This window comes from Loigolactobacillus jiayinensis, assembly GCF_003946445.1.
In the GTDB taxonomy this organism is placed as follows: Bacteria; Bacillota; Bacilli; order Lactobacillales; family Lactobacillaceae; genus Loigolactobacillus; species Loigolactobacillus jiayinensis.
In genome coordinates this window covers 48,204-59,040 of record NZ_RHOF01000022.1, presented here as the reverse complement: position 1 = coordinate 59,040, position 10,837 = coordinate 48,204, and the positions used below count along the sequence as shown (strand labels likewise).

9 protein-coding genes are annotated in these 10,837 nt (G+C 40.0%); 5 read left to right on the top strand and 4 right to left on the bottom strand.

Annotated elements, in window-relative coordinates:
• Positions 1-29: 29 nt before the first annotated feature.
• The 3 genes from EKM80_RS06910 to EKM80_RS06900 form a co-directional block, all read right to left on the bottom strand.
• On the bottom strand, positions 30-623 hold the full coding sequence (locus tag EKM80_RS06910) for a P-loop NTPase family protein (protein ID WP_125552383.1): 594 nt from the start codon (positions 621-623) through the stop codon (positions 30-32).
• Positions 624-683: 60 nt separating this feature from the next.
• Complete coding sequence (locus tag EKM80_RS06905; protein ID WP_125552382.1) at positions 684-1,469, bottom strand: FtsX-like permease family protein; 786 nt, start codon at positions 1,467-1,469, stop codon at positions 684-686.
• Between the two features lie 194 nt (positions 1,470-1,663).
• Entirely contained in the window at positions 1,664-3,850 is a 2,187-nt protein-coding gene (locus EKM80_RS06900; protein WP_125552381.1) for an LTA synthase family protein, read from the bottom strand.
• Positions 3,851-4,163: 313 nt separating this feature from the next.
• On the opposite strand from EKM80_RS06900, the gene EKM80_RS06895 reads away from it, so the two are divergent.
• The 3 genes from EKM80_RS06895 to EKM80_RS06885 all read left to right on the top strand — a co-directional run bounded on the left by EKM80_RS06895 (position 4,164) and on the right by EKM80_RS06885 (position 7,603).
• A complete protein-coding gene (locus EKM80_RS06895) occupies positions 4,164-4,829 on the top strand; it encodes a VanZ family protein (protein ID WP_125552380.1) in 666 nt (221 codons plus the stop codon).
• 382 nt (positions 4,830-5,211) lie between these two features.
• Complete coding sequence (locus tag EKM80_RS06890) at positions 5,212-6,072, top strand: GRP family sugar transporter (protein WP_125552379.1); 861 nt, start codon at positions 5,212-5,214, stop codon at positions 6,070-6,072.
• A 190-nt stretch (positions 6,073-6,262) separates the two neighbouring features.
• Positions 6,263-7,603, top strand: a complete 1,341-nt coding sequence (locus tag EKM80_RS06885; RefSeq protein ID WP_125552378.1) for a glucose-6-phosphate isomerase — start codon at positions 6,263-6,265, stop codon at positions 7,601-7,603.
• 220 nt (positions 7,604-7,823) lie between these two features.
• Here EKM80_RS06885 and EKM80_RS06880 read toward each other — a convergent pair whose 3' ends face one another.
• A complete protein-coding gene (locus EKM80_RS06880; RefSeq protein WP_125552377.1) occupies positions 7,824-8,459 on the bottom strand; it encodes a CPBP family intramembrane glutamic endopeptidase in 636 nt (211 codons plus the stop codon).
• A 188-nt stretch (positions 8,460-8,647) separates the two neighbouring features.
• On the opposite strand from EKM80_RS06880, the gene groES reads away from it, so the two are divergent.
• Complete coding sequence (groES, locus tag EKM80_RS06875) at positions 8,648-8,932, top strand: co-chaperone GroES (protein ID WP_125552376.1); 285 nt, start codon at positions 8,648-8,650, stop codon at positions 8,930-8,932.
• Between the two features lie 178 nt (positions 8,933-9,110).
• Positions 9,111-10,754 carry a chaperonin GroEL gene (groL, locus tag EKM80_RS06870; protein WP_125552375.1) on the top strand — a complete coding sequence of 548 codons (1,644 nt, stop codon included), beginning with the start codon at positions 9,111-9,113 and terminating at the stop codon, positions 10,752-10,754.
• The last annotated feature ends 83 nt before the right edge of the window (positions 10,755-10,837 follow it).

Genomic DNA, 10,837 nt, shown 5'->3' with positions numbered 1-10,837 from the left:
TAATTTCCAATTCTGCCTAAAATTAGCTATCAACAGGATTTGACAAAGAGCCAAACTTTTTTGATATCGTTTAAAAATGGAATCGTACGGATGCTTTGTTCGTGTTCACTGTTCAGTAATTCCTGATTGGCAGTAAGAAAGATGATGGTCAAAGGGGCACTAACTAATAGTTGGTTTAGTTTTTGTAGGACTGCGCGCATCTCTGCTGGCGGATAATCATCTAAACTTGCATCAATTAAAATAATGTCTTTACCAGCAAATAGATTACGGTACAGCTGAACGTAGAAGCGCTCGGTGGTGGTCAACTCGCTGCCTTCTTTTTCAAAAAAGTCATGGCTATGGGTTGTTTGCCATTGGTGCTTCTTTTTGGTGCTGCCATTTAAATTTAGCAAAATATTTTCGCGTACGCTTAGGTAGGGTAACAAAATATCTTCTTGCGCAGTGATGATGCCCAAACGCTTATTCAAATGGTGCTGCGTGAATAATTTTAGATACTGTTGAATAATTTTTTGCCGTTGGTCTGCTTCTGGCACGCTAAGAAAATAGAGCTGCGCCGGCGTAAACACGGTCTGCCATTTATCTAAAAAATTAGTTTGATTTTTAATTGAATAGAAAGAGAACATGATTTGCTCCTTTACTAACGAGTGGTTTGCAACCACGCTAACATCGCTTGAGTAGGACTATCATTTTATAGTTGCGCGTGCTTGACGGCTGATATGCCAATTATAAAATGAGGCACTCAAATAACTGGTTAAAAAGATCATCCCGCCACCTTGCCAAAAAATAGTCCATAAGTTGCGATCGTAATCGGCTAAACCGTTGGGATTACGGCTACCTTGATCGAATAGTAATAAATGACCATTAAACGTTGTAAATTGATGCTGGAATAATTGATTGAAGTTCTGCCACGGTTGACTGGTACCGGTGGTGGCCAGTTTTTTGAGATCAGCTGGTAACTTTTCAGTAAACCAAGTTTGGTTGATCTCCACCAAGCCATTTAAGTACCAACCTTGGATAGCTAGTAACAAAATGGTGATACCAAAAAAGGCAATCATGAATAAAATCAGATTTTCCAAGGCAAACTGCAAACTAATATCTGCCGTTCCTTTGCCAGCGAGTTGATATATTGAAAATTCATGTTTACGCTGAATTAAAGTGAGAATAATCAGTACTAACACTAGCACGATAAAGCCACCAAAAAGGCAATTATAAAGCAATTGCGTGTCACTCACGATGCCCTGACGAACATGAAGTAACTTGCGTAAAATTGGCCAGCGCGTCAGAGTTTTGGTGGTGCGATCAATGATATCCATGCGTTGTTCAAATAAGCTCAGCGCATGGCTTTGAATGTCCTGAACGATTAGAGTGGATAGGCCACTGACTAAAAATAAAACGGCCAGCGTACCAAATAAAAGAGCATAACGCCAATGATAGCGCAAACTCGCAAATACCCGCTGAATCACCCGCATAAACTCACCTCATTACAAACCCTATTATAGAAAAATATTTTGAAAAAAGTGTGAAGTTACTTGACTAAAATCACGAATAACAGTTCGTAGCTGACTGACCTAGGCTAATCTAGTGCTGTAAATAAAAATAAGTACATCAATGTTGTTTTAGCAGCATTGATGTACTTATCAATTAACCTTAATGACTGGTGAATTTATTTACTGGTGCTATCGGTGCTGACTTGATTTGACTGACTACTGGCCTGGCTACTATTTGCTTCACTATCGTTGCTATTATCACTACTATTATCGCTGCTGTCACTGTCAGATAGCTCAGGGGCATCAGTTTTATAGTGAGTACTAGTTGTCTGATCATCATTTTTTGAATACAGACTAGTGGATAAATTGCCTAGTTTTTCGCGGGCTAACTTCAATTTAGCAAAGTCATTTTTATAGTCATAGTTTTCTGGGTCAACTGGTGTAAAGCCAGCTGGTGTATAGAAGCGTAGTAAGTTTTTATTATTTACCGTATCGGATAGCTGTAATTCATTTTGTACCTTAGCTTGTTGGCGCTTGACGGTGGCTTGTAACGCAGTGCTAGGGTGGGTTATTTCTTCGCCATTCTTATTGTAGATCGTGCCATCAAGCACGGTATGGGTGGGGGTCACGAAATTAGTATTACGAAATGCGACAACTTGATCGTGATCAGGTGAAAAAAGATCAGTGCCAAATTGCACGTAGCCTTTATTATCGATACCTAACAAATGCTCAATAGTTGGTAGCACGTCAATTTCACCACCATATTGTTTTTGAATACCGCCACTGTGTTGTCCGGGAATATGGATCATTAATGGAACACGCTGTAGTTGTGCGTTGTCGTAGTCATTCCAGGTATCTGATGATTTGCCTAACAACTCAGCAAGGCTTAAATTATCGCTATTAGATAAGCCATAATGGTCACCATACAGTACGATCATCGAATTATCATACAAGCCGCTACTCTTTAAATAAGTGAAAAATTCCTGCAGCGCTTGATCCAGATAATGTGCGGTGGCGAAGTAATTGTTCACTGCCTTATCATCCGTTGTCGGTAATGGGAAGTCGGTATCTTCACTATCCAACGGGAATGGAAAATGATTCGTGACGGTAATAAACTTAGCGTAAAATGGTTGCTGCAATTGTTCCAAATATTTAACAGAATCGTGGAATAGTAGTTTATCCTTTAACCCATATTGTTCAGAACGGTCACCGGTTGTATCAAAGTAGGAGGCATCAAAGAAGTTTTGATAACCCATATTCTTATAGACGTTATCGCGATTCCAGAAAGAGCCCACATTACCGTGAAATACTGCCGAACTATAGCCAGCTTTTTGCGCTAAAATTGCCGGTGCGGCTTGGAAAGTATTGTCTGAACCTAATGCCGTGAACACGGAGCCTTGGGGCAAACCGTAAACGCTGGTTTCTAACATGTTTTCGGCATCGCTAGTTTTACCTTGACCAACTTGATGGAAAAAGTTGCTAAAGGCATAAGTTTGATCACTATGATACAAGCTGTTTAAAAATGGCGTGACTTCGCGACCATCAACTTTATAGTCGATCAAAAATTGTTGGAAACTTTCCAAATGAATGATGATCACGTTGCGGCCCTTAGCAATACCATACATTTTAGAATCAGGTGCAGCGTAATGCTGATTGATAAAGGCGAGTACATTCGTTAAATCAGAGCCATTGGCTGACGCGCGTGTTTGGTTATTTTGGGCGGTTTTTACTGCATCGTACACAGTATAGGCGTCCAAGCCTAAATACTTCACAATGTAATTACGATCAAAGGTCCGCGTCAATAATTGCGGCCGATTTGATTCACCTAAGGTTAGGTTTACGGAAAACAGTAACACGGCCACTGAGGTGATGGCAAAGGGCAGGTGCCGCTGAATCGGGCGTTGATCAATTTTGATCAAGTGAGCTAATAACAAAATCACTAAGATAATCAAATCCAGCCAATAAAGTACGTCATAAGGTCGTGCTAGGGCCAATGAACTGCCGCTAAGCCCTTCGGACACTTTGGAGTAACCTAGAATCGTATTGATGGTCATGAAGTCAGTAAATTGGCGATAATAGATAACGTTGAAGTACAGCAGTGCCGTATTGGCTGCGGACAAGATCATCATGCCAAAATAGCGCAACTTTGGTTGTTGAATATATAAGGCTAACCCTAAAACCAATAAGGTAGTTGCCAATGGGTTCAACCATAAAATGAAGTGTTGAAAAATACCACTGACTCCTAATGAAAAATCAACGTAGTAGGCGAACATCGTCTTTAGCCAAAAAAGGACAACTAATAAGATGAAGAAACCATTGCGTTGATCAACGAAAGTGTGTAGTCGTTTAAATAAGTGCTTCACGAGGAATTAAACTCCTTTAATTATGTCATTTGCTGATCACTTAAAAAATAATTTAAAATTTTTCTGTGTCATATTAACCGCATCATTTTGCGTTATGTTACCGTTAAATCAGTTCTCAGATATTGTACGCGTAAACGAAATCACTTGTCAAACTAGGGTCACAGGTAGAAGAAAAAGGTCAGTGAAAGCTGGTATGTTTGGTGCGGGTACAACGATAATTTAAGTTTTTACAAATACAGTGTTTTGAATCGTTTTATGCGTTATATTTTGCTAAACTATAAAGCAGTGATGTAAAGAGGGAAGGGGCGTATTTATGATCTTTTTGGGGCCACTTTATCGGCTAGTGGCCGCGCATTATGCCGCCCACATCAACCATTTTCCGTTGATTCGTTTGATTTTTTATAGTCTAGATAAGACATTGTTGTACTTTTTGATTTTTCTAGCGCTACGGTTGTTTTATTTATGGCGGCGGCACCGATTAACCCGGCAGCCTGCTTTTTGGCGGCGTGAACTGTATTTGTGGGTGTTGGTCATTTACTTATTGTTGTTATTTTCATTGACTGCTTTACGGCGGATCTATTGGCCAAGCCAGTTTTGGGCGCACTTACAATTGACCCATGAAGCTATCAATACGACGCCATTTGTTGAGACGTTAAAATTAGCGCAGGGGACGTCAAAGTTTGATTTCATGTATAACTTATTTGGTAACATTTTATGGTTTGTACCGTTAGGCTTTAGCTACGGGGTACGGTTGCAGGATAACCAACGCTGGTTGCCGGTACAATTTTTGCAAGTCTACTTATTAGGTGTCGGGGTTTCGCTGATCATTGAAACGTTACAATTTCTTTTATCGACGGGTATTGCTGATATCGATGACGTCACATTTAACGCTCTAGGATGTTTGGTTGGTTTTACGGTTTATTTAGGTTGGTGTGGCGTGCAATGGTTATGGCGAAAATTTAAAATACAAGTTAAGTAAGTCTTGGCATTGATTGCTGAGACTTTTTTTCTACGACAGACCAATATTTTTTCTGGTTGGACCTGTTAATGAGTTAGCGCTCTCATTTGAGCTGAACGCCTGAAACAACATTTATTAAGTCATAGGATTGAATGAAACAATGCTTTAAAAATGTTTTCATAGATTGTTTTCATCTAAAATCGCTTACTATAAGGCTTTTGTAAAACCTGCAATACCCACAAATGAAAGAACAGTCATAGCTTTCATTGAATTGTTAAAAAGGTAAGTCAGTATCCTATACCAGTAAATTAGTTACTTTTTAAAAGTAAAAAAGGGTTGCATCATTGGTTTGCAACCGGTAAAATGAAATTTCGTAAATCAAGACAGAATTGAGGAATGCTTCGTGAGTATTTTAATTGCACTGATCCCAGCGCTGTGTTGGGGCAGTATCGGTTTAGTAAGTGGTAAGCTCGGTGGCACTGCGCATCAGCAAACTCTCGGCATGACAATTGGCGCATTGGTATTTTCAATAGGCGCTTATGTAGCTTATCATCCTGTAATAAATGTAAAGGTATTCGTTGTCGGCATCGCTTCTGGTTTGTTATGGAGTGTTGGTCAAGGACAACAATTCCAATCAATGCAAGTGATGGGTGTTTCGCGAACAGTACCAATGTCAACAGGGATGCAGTTAGTTGGTAATACCTTAGCTGGTGCACTGTTGTTCCACGAATGGCAAAATGGTCGTGAAATTAGCCTTGGTGTTTTGGCATTGATTATTTTGATCGTTGGTGCGACCCTAACTTCACGTAACGATCCAGCCAGCAACATCGCTAAAAAAGAAAACACGGAGTTAAGCCGTGGTATGCGGATTCTATTAATTTCAACAATCGGTTATATGGGTTATACGATCGTTGTCGATTGGGGTCAAGTTAATGCGATTGCGGTTATTTTACCGCAAGCAATTGGTATGTTGATCGGCGCGTTGATTTTGGCAATTGGTAAGGATGTTCGTAACATCGCAACCGTAAAAAATATTTTTACTGGTCTATTATGGGGCGCTGGGAATATTTTCATGTTCCTCTCCATTCCTAAGGTCGGCTTGGCGGTTTCATACTCCTTGTCACAAACAGGGATCATTATTTCCACATTAGGCAGTATTTTCTTGTTAGGTGAAAAGAAAACCAAGCGAGAAATGGTCTATGTGGTCGTTGGCTGTTTGTTTGTCATCGGCGGCGGAATTTTACTAGGCTATATGAAAGCCTAATTTGAGTTAATTAAACTGTTGATGCAATAGCATCAACAGTTTTTTCTATCTTATGCCAATGACAACTGAATATTTTTCAAACGGGCTCTGAATTTAAAAGCCTTTTCATAGCGTAAACCTGCTTGCAATTTTGCCACAAAGCGGCTAAAGTTATTTCTGGTAGTTACTATATTAAGGGAGGCTATTTTTAATGGCACATATTACATTCGATGATTCCGCCGTTAGTCAATTTGTTCATGATAACGAACTCAATGAGATTCAACCAATGGTTACTGCAGCACATAACCAATTAGTTGATGGTACTGGTGTTGAATCACAAATGCGCGACTGGTTACACTTACCACATGATTACGATAAGGAAGAATTTGCTCGGATCAAGGCCGCAGCAAAGAAAATCCAAAACGATTCAGAAGTTTTCGTTGCAATCGGTATCGGTGGTTCATATTTAGGTGCTCGCGCTGCCATTGATTTTTTAAGCGGCACATTTTACAACATGGCCCCAGGCCGCAAAGCCCCACAAGTATTTTTCGCTGGTAACTCAATCAGCTCAACTTACTTGCATGACTTATTAGAATTGATCGGCGACCGCGATTTTTCAATCAACGTTATTTCTAAATCTGGTACAACAACAGAACCTTCCATTGCTTTCCGGGTTTTCAAAGAAAAATTAATTGCTAAATACGGTGCTGATGGCGCTAAAGAACGCATTTACGCTACGACTGATAAAGCAAACGGTGCTTTGAAGCAAGAAGCTGACGCTGAAGGCTACGAAAGCTTTGTTATTCCTGACGGTACTGGTGGTCGTTTCACAGTCTTAACTGCTGTTGGTTTATTGCCAATCGCTGTTGCTGGCGGTGATGTTGATCAATTAATGCAAGGTGCTGCTGCTGCTGAAGATCAATATTCTGATCCTGATGTCACTAAAAATGACGCCTACAAATATGCTGCTTTGCGTAACATTTTGTATCGCAAAGGCTACACAACTGAATTATTAGAAAACTACGAACCAACCTTGCAATACTTCTCTGAATGGTGGAAGCAATTGATGGGTGAATCTGAAGGTAAGGATCAAAAGGGTATCTACCCATCTTCAGCTAACTTCACCACTGACTTACATTCATTGGGCCAATATATTCAAGAAGGTCGGCGTAACTTAATGGAAACAGTTGTCAAGGTTGACAAACCAACTCATGACTTGACTGTTCCTGTTGAAGACGGTGACTTAGATGGCTTAGCTTATCTACAAGGCAAATCCATCGACTTCGTTAATACTAAAGCTTACCAAGGGGTTGTTTTAGCCCATAACGATGGTGGCGTTCCTGTAATGAGTGTCCATATTCCTGAACAAAATGCCTTCACTTTAGGTTATTTGATCTACTTCTTCGAACGTGCCGTTGCTGTATCTGGTTACATGAATGGTATCAATCCATTCAATCAACCAGGTGTTGAAGCGTACAAGAAGAACATGTTTGCGCTGTTAGGCAAACCTGGCTTTGAAGAACTTGGTAAAGAATTAAACGAACGCTTGTAATATGGGGTTTGTATAATCGATAAAAAGCTGCTGTAATCGTAAATTGCTTGTGAACCTAGACAAGCTTGAATCTGCGATTGCGGCAGTTTTTTTAGTTTTACTATTTGTGCTCGGATAGTACTAATCATTTCCGCTTCTAATTATTCAGTGCAACAAAATAACCCTGTGAACGACAAAATTTGTCAGTCACAGGGTTATTTCAATTAAGTCCATTTTAAGCTTAGTGCCATAAACTAATGCCAATCACCAACGCATTCATCAACATATGGCTGATGATTGAAGTTTGGATCCGGCCAGTTTTTTGATACAAATAGCAGAAAACTAATCCAATAGCAGTGTAAACCAATAGGTGGCCGTCGTTGTGGGCCATGGCAAACATGACGCTGGCAATCAGAGCAGCCCCCACGTTACCGGTAAATGGTGCCAATGAACCAAAGATAGTCCGGCGAAAAACTAATTCTTCCATAATCGGTGCAGCAATAATCGTAGCCAAAATATAAACTGGATAGCTTTTGATCACGGTTAGAATCGTTGCAGTGTTAGTTGAATTAGGAATTGAATGGAATAAAGCGAGGTCGATCATGTTCGCTAAGTATTGCGCCGCTAAAGCAGCAATAACGCCCAACAAGCCCCATAAAATAACTCGGCTACCCTTAACTGATTTTTGTTCTAATGTTGGCCGGTCTTTGGTTCGCCAATAAAAATAGGTTAGGATCAGCGCACCAATAATATAATCGATGGTTTGCACCCAATAAATATGACTGCCGAGGTGTAATACTAGATTGATCACGGTTGGCAGTAAATAAACAATTAAGTACGTTATTAGTGTAGCAACAACATTTTTTCTGAGTGACATAGCGTGCTCCTTTATGGAAGTATCTTGGTATTAAGGTTAACGTTTTTTGCGTTAAAAGAAAAGCAACAGGTATTTTTTAGACATAAAACTTGCATTACAACACGAACATGGTATTATGAATAATGTAATTAGCACTTAGATGCTAAGAGTGCTAAAAATTGATTAAAGGTAAAACGGAGGGATTACACGTGTTAAAACCATTAGGCGATCGTGTCATTGTTGCAGTTGCAGATGAAGAAGAAAAGACTGTTGGCGGTATTGTCTTAGCGTCAAACGCCAAAGAGAAGCCAACAACTGGTAAAGTTGTTGCCGCTGGCCCAGGTGCCGCAAATCAGCATGGTGACGTTCAACCATTAACTGTTAAAGTTGATGATACAGTGATGTTTGATAAATATGCTGGTACGAACGTTAGCTATGACGGCAGTGATTATCTAGTTTTGCATGAAAAGGATCTAATTGCTATCGTCGACTAATTTAGGCTTCTAAACTAGATTAGCGTAAATATGTTAAAAAAGATAGATTATTTCACATAACGACGTTTGGCAAATAGACTTCTAGAAGTCGGTTGTTGTTCGGCTAAGGTATGTGCTGTGATTTGAACATCTTTTTTAACACTCTCTCTAAAAATCAATTATGAGGTGAAATAATAAAATGGCTAAAGAATTAAAATTCTCTGAAGACGCTCGTTCCGCTATGTTACGTGGTGTTGATAAATTGGCAAATACAGTTAAAACAACTTTAGGCCCTAAAGGCCGGAACGTTGTTTTGGAAAAATCTTACGGTTCACCTACAATCACTAACGATGGTGTTACGATTGCTAAAGACATCGAATTAGAAGATCATTTCGAAAACATGGGTGCTAAATTAGTTTCTGAAGTTGCTTCAAAGACTAACGATAACGCTGGTGATGGTACAACTACTGCCACTGTTTTGACCCAAGCTATCGTACGTGAAGGTATGAAGAACGTCACTGCCGGTGCTAACCCAGTTGGTATCCGTGACGGGATCGAAAAAGCGACTAAAGCTGCTGTTGACGAATTACACAAGATTTCTCATAAAGTTGACGGCAAAAATGATATTGCGCAGATCGCAGCTGTTTCTTCATCTAATCGCGAAGTTGGTAATTTGATTGCTGACGCTATGGAAAAAGTCGGTAACGACGGCGTTATCACAATTGAAGAATCAAAAGGGATCGATACTTCCTTAGACGTTGTTGAAGGGATGCAATTTGATCGTGGCTACTTATCACAATATATGGTTACTGACAACGATAAGATGGAAGCAGATCTTGACAACCCTTATATTTTAGTAACGGACAAGAAGATTTCAAATATTCAAGAAATCTTACCATTACTACAAAAAATCGTTGAACAAGGTAAGGCTTTGTTGATCATTGCTGACGATGTTGATGGTGAAGCATTACCAACACTTGTTTTGAACAAGATTCGTGGTACCTTCAATGTCGTTGCTGTTAAGGCACCTGGCTTTGGTGATCGTCGTAAGGCACAATTAGAAGATATTGCTACTTTGACTGGTGCAACTGTCATTACTTCTGACCTAGGTCTAGAATTAAAAGATACTGATATTGCACAATTAGGCCAAGCTGGTAAAGTTACGATCACTAAGGACAACACAACATTAGTTGAAGGTGCTGGTAACAAAGATACCATCGCACAACGTGTTGCTGAAATCAAAGCACAAATCGCTGACACAACTTCTGATTTTGATCGTGAAAAATTACAAGAACGTTTAGCTAAATTGGCTGGCGGGGTTGCAGTTGTTCGTGTTGGTGCTGCGACTGAAACTGAATTAAAAGAACAAAAATATCGGATTGAAGATGCGTTGAACGCAACTCGTGCAGCCGTTGAAGAAGGTTACGTTGCTGGTGGTGGTACTGCCTTAGTTAACGTGATCAAAGCTGTTGCGCAAGTTAAAGCTGAAGGCGACGCACAAACAGGGGTTAACATCGTCTTACGTGCTTTGGAAGAACCTGTTCGTCAAATCGCTGAAAATGCTGGTGTTGAAGGCTCAGTTATTGTTGAACACTTAAAGTCATTGGACCCAGAAATTGGATACAATGCGGCAAATGGTAAGTGGGAAAACATGATTGATGCTGGGATCATCGACCCAACTAAAGTGACTCGTTCTGCATTACAAAATGCTGCATCTGTTTCTTCCTTGTTATTAACAACTGAAGCAGTTGTTGCTGACAAGCCAGAACCACAAGGTAGTGATGCTGGTGCCGGCGCTGCTGGTGCTGGTGGCATGGCTCCTGGTATGGGCGGTATGATGTAAGCTAACTAAATTCGCAAAAAAACGTTCATTAAATTGGACGTTTTTTTGTACATATTTTTATTGCTGCAAAAATTAAGCTGATT

Coding starts and splice junctions, on each gene's coding strand:
- EKM80_RS06910 (WP_125552383.1), bottom strand. CDS start 623: ATGTTCTCTTTCTATTCAATTAAAAATCAAACTAATTTTTTAGATAAA.
- EKM80_RS06905 (WP_125552382.1), bottom strand. CDS start 1,469: ATGCGGGTGATTCAGCGGGTATTTGCGAGTTTGCGCTATCATTGGCGT.
- EKM80_RS06895 (WP_125552380.1), top strand. CDS start 4,164: ATGATCTTTTTGGGGCCACTTTATCGGCTAGTGGCCGCGCATTATGCC.
- EKM80_RS06885 (WP_125552378.1), top strand. CDS start 6,263: ATGGCACATATTACATTCGATGATTCCGCCGTTAGTCAATTTGTTCAT.
- EKM80_RS06880 (WP_125552377.1), bottom strand. CDS start 8,459: ATGTCACTCAGAAAAAATGTTGTTGCTACACTAATAACGTACTTAATT.
- groL (WP_125552375.1), top strand. CDS start 9,111: ATGGCTAAAGAATTAAAATTCTCTGAAGACGCTCGTTCCGCTATGTTA.